Origin of the sequence: Nocardia sp. NPDC058519, from assembly GCF_042719755.1 — a bacterium.
In the GTDB taxonomy this organism is placed as follows: Bacteria; Actinomycetota; Actinomycetes; order Mycobacteriales; family Mycobacteriaceae; genus Nocardia.
Map to the genome: position 1 here is coordinate 24,549 of NZ_JBHXNK010000002.1, position 14,978 is coordinate 39,526.

The window sequence follows — 14,978 nt, forward strand, 5'->3', positions numbered from 1 at the left end:
CTCGCCGAGTCCCTATCCTGTATCCATGTCCGCCCCGCCGCCGCGCGCCCCGATGTCGATTCCGAAGCAATCGGGGCACCGCGGGCGCCCGCCGCGCACCACCCGTCGCGAGCTCGAGGTGATCGCGATGAAACTGTTCGCCGAGCACGGATTCGACGACGTCACCGTCGAACGCATCGCCGCCGAGGCAGGGGTGAGCGAGCGCACCTTCTTCCGCTACTTCCCCAGCAAGGCCGAGGTGCTGTGGCACCAGTTCGACAACGAGGTCGACGACCTTCGCGCCGCGTTCGCCGCCGTGCCGAGCGAGGAGCCGATGATGGCGGCGGTGCGCCGAATCGTGGTGGCGGCCAACAGATATCGCGCCGAGGACATCCCCGAATTGCGCACCAGGATGCGGCTGGTCTCCGGGGTACCCGCACTTTCGGCGGGCGCGGGGGCGCACTACGACGCGTGGGAACACGCCGTCGGCGAGTTCGCCGCGAGCCGCCTCGGCGCTAGCGCGGGCGACCTGATTCCCCTCGCCATCGGGCGCTCCACCCTGGCCGCCGCGCGTGCCGCGTTCGATGCCTGGCTCGAGCGCGGCGATACCGATCTCACCGTGTATCTGGACCGGGCACTGCGCGCACTGGAACGCGGGTTCGCCCCGGAATAGCCGAGCGCGCCACGTTTGGGCAGCACCACCGAGGGGGTATGAGTAGGCTCAGGCTCAACGCGCACTGTGCGCACCGAGAACGTCCGTCGTCGAAAGGGGCAGGGGTTTCCATGTCCGAGGTGTCCACGAGTCTTTCGGCGGATTCGCTGCCGGTGCAGCCGCTCGACAATCTGCTCCCGCAGCTGGTCGAGCACCTGCGGCAGAACCGCACCGGGCTGCGGGAAGAGTGGGCACGGCGCATCACCGAGGCCGAACTGCTGACCGCGATGACCCCGGAGGAGATCTTCTCCGAGGCGACGTCGATGTACGACAACTACGTCGAGGTGCTCGTCACCGGTAGCGTCGAGGCACTGCAGGCCTACGCCCGCGACCTGTCCGAGCGCATCATTCCGCGAGGCGTCGAGACCGACGAGGTCATCGGCATCGTGCTGCTGCTGCGCGATGTGCTGGCACGCAGCCTCTTCGAGAAGTACCAGTCCAACTTCGAGCTGCTCAATCGCGTGCTCGACGCCTACGAACCGGCCGCCAACCGCATCGCCAACACCGTGGCCGTGTCGTTCGTGCAGGAGCGCGAGCGCGTCATCAGCCGCCAGCAAGAGGCCATCCGCGAGCTGTCCACCCCGGTGTTGCAGGTCCGCGAGCAGCTGCTCATCCTGCCGATCATCGGTGTGCTCGACTCCCAGCGCGCCCGCCAGCTCACCGAGCAGCTGCTGCGCGCCATCCGCGCCAATCGCGCCAAGGTGGTCGTCATCGACATCACCGGTGTGCCCGCGATCGACTCCGTGGTGGCCAACCACCTCGTGCAGACCGTCGACGCGTCCGGCCTGATGGGCGCCAGCGTGATCATCACCGGCCTGTCCTCGGAGATCGCGCTGACCCTGGTGACCATCGGCCTCGATCTGTCCAAGATGAACGCGGTCGGCGACCTGCAGGGCGGTATCGAAGAGGCCGAACGTCTGCTCGGGTACGAGGTCTCGCGAGTCACCGAACGCTTGAGCGAGCGGGACGGGCGCTGACCAAGCCACCATGCCGGTACCTATTCTCAAGCAGGGCACGTACCTGATCGCGTCGGTGCAGTCGGCGTTGACCGATGCCGACACCGAACGGTTGCAGGACGACCTGATGAAGCAGGTCAGTCGCTACCGCGCGACCGGCATCATCGTCGATGTCACAGCCATCGACGTGATGGACTCCTTCGCCGCGCGCTCGTTGCGCACCATCGCGCACATGACCCAGTTGCGCGGCGCGGAAACCGTCATCGTCGGGCTGCAGCCCGAAGTCGCCTTCGCCATGGTCCAGCTGGGCCTTACATTCGAAGACATGCACACCGCGCTGGATCTCGAGGAAGGCCTCTCCTGGCTGAATCGGCACCCGCGGCGACGAGACGGTCGCGACAGTGGCCGCTGAGCAGGTGGCGATCGCGGTCAAGGTGTCCGAGGACATCGTCACCGCCCGGCAGGCCGGGAGCGAGTTGGCCGGTGACCTCGGTTTCACCCTCACCGACCGCACCATGATCTCCACCGCCATCTCCGAAATCGCCCGCAACATCACCAGTTACGCGGGCAGCGGCGAGATCAGGCTGCTCATCGATTTGCGCGAAGGTCGCCGCGCACTCGTCATCCAGGCCGAGGACCAGGGCCCCGGCATCCGTGACATTCCCCGCGCGCTGGAAGACGGCTATTCCACCGGCCGCGGACTCGGACTCGGACTGCCCGGCGCGCGCAGGCTGATGGACCGCCTCACCATCGATTCCGCCCCGGGCCGCGGGACGTTGATCGAGATGTGGAAGTGGGTACCCGACGTTGCATGAGGACGGGATCATCGGGCGCATGGAGTGGTCGACGGCCGGCCGGGCACTGCCCGGTCAGGACGTCTCCGGTGACCGCGCGCTCGTCCTCGACACCGGCGCGGGCGTGCTGTTCGCGGTGCTCGACGGGCTCGGTCACGGTGCGCCCGCGGCCGAGGCGGCCGATCGCGCGACGCACATCCTCACCGAGAACTGCGGCGAACCGCTGGACGTGCTGATGGTGCTCTGTCATCGCGCGATGGTCGAAACCCGTGGTGCCGCGGTGTCGTTGGCGCTGATCGAACCGGGCGAGACGCTGCAATGGCTCGGTGTCGGCAATGTCGATTCGCGACTGCTCACCCTCGGTCCGGCCGGTCCGGAGCTGCGGGCGACGATGCTGCTCACCGGCGGCATCGTCGGGTATCGGTTGCCCTCGCACCTGCAGCCGCAGACACTGCCGATCCGCCCCGGCGATCTGCTGCTGATGGCCACCGACGGGATCGTCGCGGTCGGCCCGGAATCACTGGACCTGGCCAAACCCGCCACCGCCATCGCGGGCGATCTCCTCGCGCGCGACGCGAAGGACACCGACGACGCCCTGGTGCTCGCGGCGCGTTTCCGTGGGCCCTGCCCGTGAGGCCGCGACACCGCGGCCTGTTCCCACAGACCTGGCCGATAAGAGGTTGCCGATGAGCGCTGTCCTGGTCGCATTTCTCGACGACTACTCGGTGGCCATGCGCCGCCACGTCGCCGCGCCAGGCCAGGCCGGCCTCTCGCAGGGATACGACCTCGGGCGGCGGGCCCTCGTCGAGGGCATCAGCCTGCTCGATCTCACCGAGCACCATTTCCGGACCGTTGCCGAGGACGCCGAAACGCAGGCCGATCCGCGCCGCGCCGAGGTGGCACTGGAATTCCTGCTGCAGACCATGGCGGCCCTCGACATCGCCACCCGCGGCTATCTCGACGGCACCCGCCGCTACGAGCAACAGCGTTCCCGCGCGGAGGATCTCGAAGGCCGCGACGCGTTTCGCACCGCGCTGGTCGAATCGTTGCAGGACGGGTTCTTCGTCGCCGACGACCACGGCACCATCGTCGAGGTGAACTCCGCGTTCGGGGTGCTCACCGGATACGGCGCAGGCGAGGTGCCGTTCGGGCTACCGCATCCGTGGGCACTGACCGATCGCGCCGGCTATCCCCAGATCGGCACGGAGGCATCGCGATTCGTGATGCCGATTCGTCATCGCGACGGCCGGGAACGCTGGCTGGCGGTGAGCGCGAGCTCGCTGGTGAAGCAGGAGAACGACGAACAGATCTTCGTCGGCACCGTGCGCGATGTGACCGCCGAACACGACGCACAGGCCCGCGACCAGGCGGCCTCCCGCCTGGCCACCGCCGTCGGCGCGGCGACGAGCATGGTGGAGGTCCTCGCGGTCGGACTCGACGAACTGCGCCGGACCATGGGCGCCGAGACCGCCCTGGTGGCGATCTGGCCGAGCCGGACCGGGCGCCCCGATGTCTTCTCCTGCGGAGTGACACCGACGAGCAGGGAAGAAGCGGATCCCGAACCCGAAACCACCGGCATCGCACCGCAATTCACCGTCACGCCGATGCGGCAGAGCGGCCCGCGCGCGGACGGCCCCGTCGTGCTCGACGACGACACCCAGGCCCTGCTCGACCGCTCGCGCAGGCAATCCGCCCGTGGGCTCTCGGCCATCACCGGTGACGAGGGCGGGGTCGACGCGGTCGTCGCACCGCTCGGCGAGACCGGTGACGCGGCGCTGTGGGTGCGCTTCGGTGCCCCACGCGCGGTGAGCGCCGCCGACTGGGCGCTGTACTCACTGCTCGTCGGTCATCTCAGCGTCGCACTGCAGCGCGCCCGCAACTTCGATCAGGCCCGCGCCACCTCGCTCACCCTGCAGCGGGCGATGCTCGGACCGATCGAACTGCCGCCCCGGTTCTCGGTGCACTACGAACCCGCCCTGCCACCGTTGGAGATCGGCGGCGACTGGTACGACGTGGTGCCGTTGCGCGACGGCACCATCGGTGTGGTCGTCGGCGACTGTGTCGGCCGTGGTCTGTCCGCGGCCGTGGTGATGGGCCAATTGCGTACCGCGGCAAGGGCTCTGCTGCTGCGCGGCGCCGGACCGGCGCAGTTGCTCGCCGAACTGGACGCCGTGGCCTCCCGGATCCCGGGCGCCATGTGTACGACGGTGTGCGCGGCCGTGCTCGATCCCGAGCGCGGGATGGTGCGGTACTCGAACGCGGGCCACATGCCGCCGGTGCTCGCACCGCCCGGCGGGCCGGGCCGGATCCTCGAAGGCGGACGCGCGGTCCCCCTGGCCACCTTCGACACCCCACGCAGGCCCGAAGCCACTACGGCGCTCCCCCCTGGCGCGACCTTGGTGCTGTTCACCGACGGCCTCGTCGAGCAACGCGGATACGACATCGCCGAGGGCTTCGTCAAGATCGCCGAGGTGCTCAGTGAGACCGGTGCCGCGCTCCCCCGCGATGTCGCCGACGCGGTGCTGTCGCGGCTGTGCCCGCCCGCGGGCTACGACGACGACGTCGCCATGGTCGTCTACCGGCAGCCCCCGGAGCCGCTGCGGCTCGACTTCCCCGCTGCCGCAGCCGAATTGGCCGGTGTGCGCCGTGGCCTCTACCGCTGGTTCGCCACCGCCGCGGTCCCGCACGACCTGGCCGCCGACCTCGTCGCCGCGGCCAACGAGGCCTGCAGCAACAGCGTCGAACACGCCTACCGCGACACCGAACCCGGCCGCGTCAGCCTCACGGCCCGCTGCGACGGCGACCGGGTGGTGCTCGAGATCGCCGACAACGGCAACTGGATCCCCACTCCCACCGACCCCGGCTATCGCGGTCGCGGAGTGGAGATGATGCGGGTACTCACCGAGGATCTCACCTTCGACCACGACGAGAACGGCACCCGGGTTCGCATGTGGGTGACCCTGCCGTCGATCACCTTCCCCACCGCGAACCCGCTGCGCGCCTCCTCACGGCCGCCGACCGTCAGCTCCCGGCAGAATTCATTCTGACCGGGTCGTCTCGTAGGCCTCGACGTCGAAGCTCTGCAACATCCGCCGGAACCGGAAGCTGAAGTCCGGCCACAGGGTGGCGTTGTGGCCGTTCTCGTCGACGAACCAGCTGGTGCAGTCGCCCGCGTTCCAGACGGTGCCGTCGAACTTCTCCTGCAGGTCCCGGTTGTAGGCGGTCTGCGCGTCCTCGCGCACCTCGACTGTTCGCAGGCCACTGGCATCCATCGTCGTGATCGCGTCGATGATGTAGTTGATCTGCGCTTCGATGGTGAAGATCGCCGAGGTGTAGCTCAGTGCCGAGTTCGGGCCGATCATCAGGAACATATTCGGGAAGTTCGCGATGGTCGTGCCCTTGTACACGCTCAGTCCCCCGGCGCCGAAAACCTCCGACAGGGTGCGCCCGTCCCGCCCGCTGATCAGGTCGTAGGTCGGCGAGTCGGCGATCCGGAACCCCGTCGCCAGTACGACGGCGTCGACTTCGCGCTCGGTGCCGTCGTTGGCGACGATCGACTGTTCGCGGAACTCGGCGATGCCGTCGGCGACGACCTCGACATTGTCGCGAGCCAGTGCCGGGTAGTACACGTTCGAGATCAGCATTCGCTTGCATCCGAGGCGATAGCCGGGGGTAAGTGTGCGACGCAGCTTCCGGTCCCGGATCACCCACCACATCTTCAAACGCGCACCACGCGCGAAGAAGTCGGCGAACGGCGGGTACTTGGACTGCCAGAGCACGAAAGACTCACGCACCCAGTACACGCCGATCCGCGCCAGCCGCTGAGCACCAGGAACCCGCCGGTAGTACAGGCGTTCCAGCCGGCTGTACTTGCGTCCCATCCGCGGCAGCACCCAGGGCGCGCTGCGCTGGTACAGGTCCAGCCGGGCGACCTCACCCGCGATGGACGGCACGATCTGGATGGCGGACGCGCCGGTACCGACGACCGCCACCCGCTTGCCCGCGAGCTCGAACTCGTGGTCCCAGCGCGCGGAATGGAAGATCGGGCCACGAAAGGTGTTGATGCCCTTGATATCGGGCAGATTCGGAGCGCTCAGCGGACCGGCGGCCGACACCGTGATGTCGGCGGTGTAGGCGCCGCGGCTGGTCCGGATCTCCCACCGCGCGGTGTCGTTGTTCCACCGCGCGTCGGTGACCTCGCAATCGAGGACGATCGAATCGCGGACGCCTTCCCGGTCCACCACATCCTGGACGTACCGCTGAATCTGCGGCTGCGTCGAGAACGAATGCGTCCAGTCCGGATTGGGGGCGAACGAATACGAATACAGCTGCGACGGTACATCGCACCCGGCACCGGGATAGGTGTTGTCGCGCCAGGTTCCGCCGACATCACCGGCACGCTCGAAGACGACGAAGTCGGTGATCCCCAACTGGCGCAGTCTAACAGCCACACCCAGCCCGGCGAAACCGGCGCCGATGATCGCGACGCGGGTGTGGCGCGCCGACGTTGCGGTCACAGTGTCTTCGTCGTGGTGTCGTAGGCGTCGATGTCGAACTTCCGCACCATGCGCCGATATCTGAAGCTGAAGTCGGGCCACAGCGCGGAGTTGTTGCCGTGCTTGTCGAGGAACCAGCTGGTGCAGCCGCCGTTGACCCACACGGTGCGGGCCATCTTCGGCGCCAGCTGCCGGTTGTATTCGACCTGCGCGTCCAGGCGCACCTCGAACGACTGCAGGTTCCGCTGCTCCATGGTGGTGATGGCGTCGACGATGTAGTTGATCTGGGATTCGATGATGTAGATCAGCGAGGTGTAGTTCAACCCGGAGTTGGCGCCGAGCATGAAGAAGATGTTCGGGAAGTTCGCGACGGTCGTGCCCTTGTACATCTGGTAGCCCTCGGCATCGGCTGCCTCGGACACGGTCCGGCCGTCGCGACCGGTGTAGAGGTTGAACGTCGGCGAATCGGCGACATGGAAGCCGGTGGCCAGCACGATGGCGTCCACCTCCCGCTCCGTGCCGTCCTCGGACACGATCGAACCGCTGCGGACCTCGGCGATGCCGTCGGTGACGACGTCGACGTTGTCGCGATCGAGCGCACCGTAGAACTTGTTCGACACGAGCATGCGCTTGCACCCGATGCGATGCTCGGGCAACACTTTTCGCCGCAGCTCCGGGTCACGGATCTCGAAGCGCATCTTGAACCGCCCGACCGTTTCCAGCACGATGCCGGTCCACGGATACTTCACCTGGGTGATCACGAACAACTCGCGCGTGGTGTAGATCAGCGCCCGCATCAACCGTTGCAGACCCGGAATGTGCTTGAAGGCGAAGCGTTCCGGCGCCAGGTAGGGCCGCGAGATCTGCGGCATCACCCAGGTGGCGGTGCGCTGGTAGACGTCGAGGTGCTCCACCTCGGGCGCGATCGACGGGACGATCTGCACCGCCGAGGATCCGGTGCCGATGACGGCGACCTTCTTGCCGGCCAGCGTAGCGTCGTGGTTCCAGCGCGCGGAGTGGAAGATCTCGCCCTCGAAGCTCGAGATGCCCTTGATATCGGGAAGATTCGGCTCGGCGAGCACACCCGCGGCCGACACGATGAAGTCGGCGGTGAAGGTGCCCTTGCTGGTCTCGATATCCCACCGGCCGTCGGCATCGTTCCAGCGGGCCGCGGTCATCGCACAGTCGAAGATGTGCTTGTCGCGAACGCCGTAGCGTTCGGACACGGTGCGCAGGTACTGCTCGATCTCCGGCTGCGGCGAGAACGACCGGGACCAGTCGGGATTGAGCGCGAACGAATACGAGTACAGATGCGAGGGAACATCGCAGCCCGCACCGGGGTAGGTGTTGTCGCGCCAGGTACCGCCGACGTCGGGGCCACGTTCGATGACCACGAAGTCGGACAGGCCACGCTGGCTCAGCCGGATGGCGGTGCCGAGGCCGGAGAGCCCGCTGCCCACGATCATGACCTGGACGTGGCGGGTGTCGTTACTGCTCATGGGGCGACCTCAGCGGGATTCGTAGATGCGTTTGTGACCGGAGACGGCGGCCAGCCGGTACGGGCGCCGCGTTTCCTCGACCATGGCGTGGTACGCGCCGTCGCTGGGCGAGGTGGCCTCGTGCAGTTCCCGGTAGCGCTCGTAGCCGAGCAGCTCACGCGAGCCGATGGCCGCCTGGTTCGCCGCGGTCCGCAGGTGTTCGCGGTAGCCGGGCACCACTGTGCCGCTGAAGAATTCGGCGACACTGCCCGACCCGTAGCTGATCATGGCCAGCGCCTTGCCGGTGAGGTCGTCGGCGTGATCGAGCAGCGAGGCGAGGCCGAGGTAGAGCGAGGCGGTGTAGCTGTTGCCGACCGTGCGGTTGTAGGTGGTCGTACTGCCGATGGCGGCCTCGATCGCATCGGCGTCGGCGGTGTGGCCCTGGCTTTCGAGCAGGTGGCGGTGTGCCTTGTAGGCCATCTTGGTGAAGGGCTGGTGGTAGCAGAACGCGGCGAACTCACCCAGTTCGCGGCCACCCTGGCGGCGGTAGTCGGTCCACGCCTCCTGGGCGGCCTTCTGGTAGGCGTTGACCGAGGTCTTGCCGTCCACGATGGCCTCGGTGCGGTAGTTCGGGCGCCAGAAGTCCATGATGTCGGCGCTGTAGAGGCCCGACACCGGGTCGAGCGCCAGGATCGCCGGGTCCGCGGTGACGAGCATCGCGACGGCGGCGGCGCCCTGGGTCGGCTCCCCCGGGGTGTCGAGTTCGTACTTGGCGATGTCGGCGGCGATGACCAGCACGCGCTGCGACGGGTCGCGGGCGATCAGGCCCGCCGCGAACTGCAGCCCGGCGGTGCCGCCGTAGCAGGCCTGCTTGAGCTCGACGACGCGGGCGGCATTGGGCAGCCCGATCAGCGAATGCAGGTACAGCGCAGCGGCTTTGGACTGGTCGACACCGGTTTCGGTGGCCAGCAGCACGGTGCGGATATTGTCGGTGCCGTGCCGTTCCAGGATCGGCTTGGCGGCGGCCGCGGCGATGGTGACGATGTCCTCGTCGGCGGCGGCGACGCTCATCTTCTCCTGGCCGATGCCGAGGTAGAACTTGTCGCGGTCCACCCCGAGTCGCTCGGCGAGGACAGCGTGATCGAGAGCGTAGTGGGTGGTGGCGAACGAAAGGTCGTGGATACCGACCGGCGTAGTTGTCATCGTGGGATTCCGTTGCTCGTGGTGGACCGCTCGAACTGGGTATGTGCGCGCATCAATTCACCGCGATTGGTCTGTGCCGCCATCAACGACAGCTCCCCACACAACACGGTGGCCGCCCCGATCACCGCGAGGCGTCGGGCGTTCTCGCCGGGCTGCCGGTCTTCGCGGCACCCCAGCCGTTCCAGGTTCTCGTCGACGAAACTCGCGTGCTTGCCGTTGCCGACCGTGCCCACGATCAGGTTGGGCAGGGTGCACGAGAAGTAGAGGTCACCGTCGCGATCCTCGGCATGGGTGATGCCCTGGGATCCTTCGACGATATTGGCGGCGTCCTGACCGGTCGCCAGGTAGTACGCGAGCAGCATGTTGGCGTAATGCGCGTTGGCGGAACGGATTCCACCCGCCAGCAGGGTACCGATCAGGTTCTTGCGGATATTGAGCTGCACCACCTGCGCCGCGGTGGTGTGCAGCCGCTGCTCGACCACCTCGCGGGGAACGAGCAGTTCGGTGATCACGTTCTTGCCGCGACCGAGAATGCCGTTGACCGCCGTGGCCTTCTTGTCGGTGCAGTAATTGCCCGAGATCGAGCCGTAGCGCACCCCGGGCATGGTCGACAGGATGTGATCCATCAAGTGATCGCTGGCCAGGGTTGCCATGTTGTGGCCCGAGGCGTCACCGGTGGTGAACTCGAAGCGCAGGAACAGCAGGTTGCCCGCGATCTGGTGGTGCAGGTCGATGAGCCGGGCGAAACGGCTGCTGCCCGAGACCACCTCCTGGAGCTCGGCCATGCGGCCTTCTAACTGCTGAACCGTGGTGTAGGCGGTGTAGGCGTCGTCGGCTTCCAGCAGGATCGAGCGGGTCATCCGCTCGTCGATCAGCGTCGCGACGATGCCCTTCTCGGCCAGGGTGCTGATCCGCGCGCCGCGTCCGACCGAGGGCCACAGCGGGGTTTCGTAGGTGGCGAGGGGAACGTCGACGGCATCGTCGACGACGTTTCCGGTAATACGCACAGGTCCCACCCATTGCAGCGGCACCGCCGCGTACGACATGTCATTCATGGGTGACTCCTTCTCGATTTTCGGATTCACGCCACCAGGGGCTCCGGTGGGCAAGTGCTGCGGCGTCGATACCGCGAAGCAGGCAGAAGCTCGCGACATCGCCGGTGATGAGCAGGTCGGCGCCGACCAGATCCGCTGGGGTGCGGGCGCCGAGGACGGTGAGAATCGTGCGCAGTTGGTCGAGCCAGGTCCCGATCTTGTCCACCAGGGCGGCGGTATCCTGGCTCACCAGGGTTTCCAGGAACGCGCCTGCGACGCCGGTCGCGTTGGCGCCGAGCGCGAGTGCGCGCGCGATGTCCAGTGGCGAGCGGATGCCGCCGGAGGCGGCGATATCGATGCCGGGGATGTCGGCGCAGTCGAGCAGGCAGTTCGGGGTGGACTGGCCCCAGCTCTCGATGAACCCGAAATCGCCGCCGACGCGCCGATCGTTCTCGATACGAGCGAAATTGGTGCCACCGCGGCCGCCGACGTCGGCCACCGACACGCCCGCGTCCCGCAACCAGGTGACGGTCTGCCTGCTCAGTCCGAACCCGACTTCCTTGACGAAGACCGGCACGGCGGTGTCGGCGACGATGCGCTCGATCTGGCGCGGCCACGACCCGAACGAGCGGTCACCCTCTGGCATGACCACTTCTTGCACGGCGTTGAGGTGGATCTGCAGCGCGTCGGCCTCGAGGAGGTCGATGGCGCTGCGCACCTGGTCGACGGTCGCGTTCGCATTCACATTGGCCATCACGAATCCGTGCGGATTCTCCTGCCGCAGCACGCGATAGGTGCCCGCGACCGCCGGGTCACGGAAGTAGGCGCTCATCGATCCGGAGGCGATGGGGATTCCGGTCTCGCGGGCGGCGATGGCGAGTTGGCGGTTGATCTCGCCGGTCTTGGTGCTGCCACCGGTCATCGCGTTGACGAACAGTGGTGTTTCCCACTGCTTTCCGGCGACATCCACCGCGAGGGAGACCTCTTCGGCGTCGATGCCCGCGAGGGCGTGATGAACGAACGTGACGGAGTCGAAGTCACTGACCCCGGTGGCCTGGCGTTGGTGGTTCACCGCGTGGCGGACGTGGTCGTCCTTGCGATCGGCGATCATCGGTGGTCCCCTTCGACTGGGTGGGTCCGCAGGGGCAGCGGGCGGATTCCGGCGCTGATCCAGCGGCCGGTGAGTTCGGCGATCGCGGCGGGCCGGGTGCGCTCGATGAGCGCGATCCCGCAGTCACCACCACCGGCGCCCGAGGGCTTCGCCGCCGCGCCGACCGCAGCACCCGCCTCACACAGCGCGTGCAGACGTGGCGTCATGATGCCGAGGCCCGAATTGGCGTCGAGGTCGACGAGTAGTGTTCGCGCACTGTCGATTTCGACTCGCATGGCCCGGGGGTCGTCGGCCTCGATGGCGGCGACGAGTCGTTCGACGCAGTCGTTGCTGTGCGCCCGGAAGGTGCTGCGGTCACCGTCGAGTCCGGCGACCAGTGCCGGTGTGGAGGCCGGGTTTCCGGTCCAGCCGACCTGCACGGTGAGCTCGGTCGGGGTGGGCAGCGGGCGGACCGACAGGCCAGGCCACGGTGAGCGCAGGGCTGCCTCGACGCCGTCGCGGGCGAGCGAGGCAGCCACCTGCGCGCGGTCCGGGGACCGGTAGGCGAGCCAGCCACCCCAGGTGCTCACGGCGATATCGCCACCCGAGGCACGCGGGTTGACCGCGATCGTGGCGAGCATGGCCAGTCGGTACCGGTCCATGGGATCGAGGCCGAGGGCGAAGTACTGCCCGAGGGCGGCGACGGTCGCCACCGTGACGGCCGCGCTGGAACCCAAGCCGAACTTGCGACCGTCGGCGTCACCGAGGTCTGCGGTGACGCTCAGACGGAACGAAGAGACGGGGATCGCACGTTCCACGAGCAGCCGATGCACGATCGACACTGCCGCGAAAACGTAGGAAAACGCCGCTGGCACAACAGCATCGGGAGTGGGCACCAATTCGTCACCGTGACGCCCGCACGACAGCGTGATGCCGCCGTCCAGATCCGAATGCAGGGTGGTGTCCTCGCCCGGATCCGCCGCTGTCACCGTGGCGGTCGCGTAGCGGTCGACCGCCGTGAGCACCGCGAGGTGTCCCGGCTCGACCACGGCGTACTCACCGGCGATGAAGAGCTTGCCCGGTGCGCGACAACTGATCATCGATCGCCGCCCGCCGCAGGAGCCGCCGACGTCGTCAAGGACACGCCGGGACCGATGTGCGCGGTCCTGGTGGTGACGAAGTCGCCGAGGCCGTCCAGGACGGCGTTGACCTGTGGTGCGTCGGCGCGGGTGCACAGCACCTTGACATTCGGGCCCGCATCGATCGTGGCATACGCCATGATCCCCTCGGCACGCAGCGCGAGTACCGCGTCGAGGATGGCGATCGAATGCGGTGACAGGTACCGGATTCCGGGGCGCGCGGTGAGCATCGTGGCGTGCATGCCGAGGGCATTGCGCTCGGCGATCTCCCCGATCGCGGGAAGGTCCTGCCGTGCCACGGCTTTGCGCATCTCCGCCAGATCGAGCACCGACGATTTCGCCCACGGGCGATAGAACGGGGACGTGGCGGTGGTCTGCCGCATGGCGACACGGCTCGAGACCTCCTTCGCGCCCTGGTTCACCACGGCGACCACCAGGGCCGGGTCCAGTTCGTCGCCGCCGATCGGCTCCGCGTACGAACTCAGGTCCCCCGCTTCGCCTTCCCCCTCGCCGGCATGCCAGACGACGAATCCACCGAAGATGGAGCGCGAGGCCGAGCCCGAGCCGCGCCGGGCCAATCGGGACAAGGCGCGCGGGTCGACGTCGAGTGTGTAGGCGGCAGCGGCGGCAGCAGCCAGAGCCGCGAAGCCGCTCGCCGAGGAGGCCAGACCGGCGCCGGTCGGCCCGGCATTGGACGTCACCACCATCGCCCGGTCGTCGCGACCTGCCTTGGCACGCACCAGATCCAGGAACGTCTCGATGCGGGCGCGGGCGGCACCGGTCGCCGCGACACCGTTGAACTCGACGACATCGGCCGGTCCCTCGATCAGCCGCACCGACGTGGTGGTCGGGAAGATATCGAGGGTCATCGACAGGCTGCCCGTGACGGGCAGGAACAGTTCTTCGTCCCGCTTACCCCAGTACTTCACCAGGGCGATATTCGGATACGCGACCGCGACAGCCTCGGCGGACGGCCCGGCCACGGCGCCACGTTCGGTGGCCGCGGGTGATGCGGGAGTGAAAGTCATTGGTTGGCACCGTGTTCCGATGTCGAGACGGATAGGGACTGTGCGCCCGAACGCAGGCTGCGGGTGGGGACCGTCCAGGTCTGTACCGCACCGGCGCGGCGCAATGCGGCGCTGACCGTGCGCGCGTCGCCGGTTTCGGTGAGCGCGAGGACGCAGCCGCCGAGGCCGGCGCCGGTGAGCTTGGCGCCGTAGGCGCCCGCGTCCAGCGCCGCGGCGACCAGGGTGTCGATGTGGGGGGTGCTCACGCCGAGTTCGGCGAGGAGGTCCTGGAATTCGAGCATCGCCCGGCCCAGCGAGGCGGCGTGCCCGGTCGAGAGGTCCGCCGCGGCACCGCTGATCAGCTCACCGGCCCTGGCCAGCAGCCCTCGCGCGGCCCGCGGATCACGCTCGAGCGTGCGGCGCACCCCGGCGACCGCGTGCTGAGTGGACCCGGGCACCCCGGTGTCGGCGATCACCAGCGCGGCGTCGAGACCGATATCCAGTGCGGTGGCGGTTCCTTCGTGGAACAGGATCGGGCCGTCGGCGAGCACCGCGCTCGCATCGATACCGCTGGCCCTGCCGTGCGCGACCTGTTCACCGCACTGCACGAGTTCGTAGAGCGTGGCGGGATCGACGGTCCGGCCGTGCAGATCGGCGACCGCGCGCACCGCCGCACCCGCGCAGGCCGCACTCGATCCGAGCCCGCGGGCGAGCGGAATATCGCACTCCATCACCACATCGGCGATGTGACCGGTCAGGCCCCAGCGCCGCAACGCCTCCTCGACCGCGACGCGCGGCCCGGACAACGTGTTCTCCACGGCATTCGGGTTGCCCGCGACGAACCCGAAATGTCCTTCGGGAACCTCGATCACCGCGCCCGGCGTGCCGGGCCGCGCGATCGCCCGCACCGACAGGGTCGGCAGCGGGAACGCGATGGCGGGCGTCCCGTGCACCACGGTGTGCTCGCCCAGCAGGATCGCCTTGGCGTGGGCCCGGCCCACGCCACGGACCGGGCCGGTCGCTGTGGAGCTGTGTTCAGTGCGTTCTCGAACGGGACTGTTCACGACGATTCCTCTCCAGACTCGGCCCG

Annotated in this window: 14 protein-coding genes; 6 read left to right on the top strand and 8 right to left on the bottom strand. The window is 68.2% G+C overall.

What is annotated here, in order from left to right:
• The first annotated feature begins 25 nt into the window (after nt 1-25).
• The 6 genes from mftR to ACFWPK_RS02515 all read left to right on the top strand — a co-directional run bounded on the left by mftR (nt 26) and on the right by ACFWPK_RS02515 (nt 5,488).
• Complete coding sequence (mftR, locus tag ACFWPK_RS02490; protein WP_378912776.1) at nt 26-652, top strand: mycofactocin system transcriptional regulator; 627 nt, start codon at nt 26-28, stop codon at nt 650-652.
• 110 nt (nt 653-762) lie between these two features.
• Nucleotides 763-1,668 carry an STAS domain-containing protein gene (locus ACFWPK_RS02495; protein ID WP_378912777.1) on the top strand — a complete coding sequence of 302 codons (906 nt, stop codon included), beginning with the start codon at nt 763-765 and terminating at the stop codon, nt 1,666-1,668.
• A 10-nt stretch (nt 1,669-1,678) separates the two neighbouring features.
• The gene (locus ACFWPK_RS02500) at nt 1,679-2,059 is read left to right on the top strand and encodes an STAS domain-containing protein (RefSeq protein ID WP_056809990.1); all 381 of its coding nucleotides are present in this window, start codon (nt 1,679-1,681) and stop codon (nt 2,057-2,059) included.
• Entirely contained in the window at nt 2,049-2,462 is a 414-nt protein-coding gene (locus ACFWPK_RS02505) for an ATP-binding protein (protein ID WP_056809992.1), read from the top strand. The genes ACFWPK_RS02500 and ACFWPK_RS02505 overlap by 11 nt, the downstream gene beginning before the upstream one ends.
• A 19-nt stretch (nt 2,463-2,481) precedes the next feature.
• Nucleotides 2,482-3,075: a SpoIIE family protein phosphatase gene (locus tag ACFWPK_RS02510; RefSeq protein ID WP_378912778.1), complete on the top strand. Its 594-nt coding sequence runs from the start codon at nt 2,482-2,484 to the stop codon at nt 3,073-3,075.
• Between the two features lie 52 nt (nt 3,076-3,127).
• A complete protein-coding gene (locus ACFWPK_RS02515) occupies nt 3,128-5,488 on the top strand; it encodes a SpoIIE family protein phosphatase (protein ID WP_378912779.1) in 2,361 nt (786 codons plus the stop codon).
• Here ACFWPK_RS02515 and ACFWPK_RS02520 read toward each other — a convergent pair.
• From ACFWPK_RS02520 to mvk, 8 genes are read right to left on the bottom strand one after another with little or no spacing between them, the layout of a single operon-like run.
• On the bottom strand, nt 5,480-6,958 hold the full coding sequence (locus ACFWPK_RS02520) for a flavin-containing monooxygenase (RefSeq protein WP_378912780.1): 1,479 nt from the start codon (nt 6,956-6,958) through the stop codon (nt 5,480-5,482). The two genes, ACFWPK_RS02515 and ACFWPK_RS02520, sit on opposite strands and share 9 nt — an antisense overlap.
• A complete protein-coding gene (locus ACFWPK_RS02525) occupies nt 6,955-8,436 on the bottom strand; it encodes a flavin-containing monooxygenase (protein ID WP_378912781.1) in 1,482 nt (493 codons plus the stop codon). Before ACFWPK_RS02525 ends, ACFWPK_RS02520 begins: the two co-directional genes overlap by 4 nt.
• 9 nt (nt 8,437-8,445) lie before the next feature.
• The gene (locus ACFWPK_RS02530) at nt 8,446-9,618 is read right to left on the bottom strand and encodes a hydroxymethylglutaryl-CoA synthase (protein WP_378912782.1); all 1,173 of its coding nucleotides are present in this window, start codon (nt 9,616-9,618) and stop codon (nt 8,446-8,448) included.
• Nucleotides 9,615-10,673: a hydroxymethylglutaryl-CoA reductase gene (locus ACFWPK_RS02535; protein ID WP_378912783.1), complete on the bottom strand. Its 1,059-nt coding sequence runs from the start codon at nt 10,671-10,673 to the stop codon at nt 9,615-9,617. The genes ACFWPK_RS02530 and ACFWPK_RS02535 overlap by 4 nt, the downstream gene beginning before the upstream one ends.
• The gene (gene fni / locus ACFWPK_RS02540) at nt 10,666-11,763 is read right to left on the bottom strand and encodes a type 2 isopentenyl-diphosphate Delta-isomerase (RefSeq protein ID WP_378912784.1); all 1,098 of its coding nucleotides are present in this window, start codon (nt 11,761-11,763) and stop codon (nt 10,666-10,668) included. The genes ACFWPK_RS02535 and fni overlap by 8 nt, the downstream gene beginning before the upstream one ends.
• Nucleotides 11,760-12,842 (bottom strand): phosphomevalonate kinase, encoded by a 1,083-nt coding sequence (locus tag ACFWPK_RS02545; RefSeq protein WP_378912785.1) that lies wholly within the window; start codon nt 12,840-12,842, stop codon nt 11,760-11,762. Before ACFWPK_RS02545 ends, fni begins: the two co-directional genes overlap by 4 nt.
• Nucleotides 12,839-13,909, bottom strand: a complete 1,071-nt coding sequence (mvaD, locus tag ACFWPK_RS02550) for a diphosphomevalonate decarboxylase (protein WP_378912786.1) — start codon at nt 13,907-13,909, stop codon at nt 12,839-12,841. The genes ACFWPK_RS02545 and mvaD overlap by 4 nt, the downstream gene beginning before the upstream one ends.
• Nucleotides 13,906-14,952: a mevalonate kinase gene (gene mvk / locus ACFWPK_RS02555; protein WP_378912787.1), complete on the bottom strand. Its 1,047-nt coding sequence runs from the start codon at nt 14,950-14,952 to the stop codon at nt 13,906-13,908. The genes mvaD and mvk overlap by 4 nt, the downstream gene beginning before the upstream one ends.
• Between the last annotated feature and the right edge of the window lie 26 nt (nt 14,953-14,978).

Coding starts and splice junctions, on each gene's coding strand:
- mftR (WP_378912776.1), top strand. CDS start 26: ATGTCCGCCCCGCCGCCGCGCGCCCCGATGTCGATTCCGAAGCAATCG.
- ACFWPK_RS02495 (WP_378912777.1), top strand. CDS start 763: ATGTCCGAGGTGTCCACGAGTCTTTCGGCGGATTCGCTGCCGGTGCAG.
- ACFWPK_RS02500 (WP_056809990.1), top strand. CDS start 1,679: ATGCCGGTACCTATTCTCAAGCAGGGCACGTACCTGATCGCGTCGGTG.
- ACFWPK_RS02510 (WP_378912778.1), top strand. CDS start 2,482: ATGGAGTGGTCGACGGCCGGCCGGGCACTGCCCGGTCAGGACGTCTCC.
- ACFWPK_RS02515 (WP_378912779.1), top strand. CDS start 3,128: ATGAGCGCTGTCCTGGTCGCATTTCTCGACGACTACTCGGTGGCCATG.
- ACFWPK_RS02525 (WP_378912781.1), bottom strand. CDS start 8,436: ATGAGCAGTAACGACACCCGCCACGTCCAGGTCATGATCGTGGGCAGC.
- ACFWPK_RS02530 (WP_378912782.1), bottom strand. CDS start 9,618: ATGACAACTACGCCGGTCGGTATCCACGACCTTTCGTTCGCCACCACC.
- ACFWPK_RS02535 (WP_378912783.1), bottom strand. CDS start 10,673: ATGAATGACATGTCGTACGCGGCGGTGCCGCTGCAATGGGTGGGACCT.
- fni (WP_378912784.1), bottom strand. CDS start 11,763: ATGATCGCCGATCGCAAGGACGACCACGTCCGCCACGCGGTGAACCAC.
- ACFWPK_RS02545 (WP_378912785.1), bottom strand. CDS start 12,842: ATGATCAGTTGTCGCGCACCGGGCAAGCTCTTCATCGCCGGTGAGTAC.
- mvaD (WP_378912786.1), bottom strand. CDS start 13,909: ATGACTTTCACTCCCGCATCACCCGCGGCCACCGAACGTGGCGCCGTG.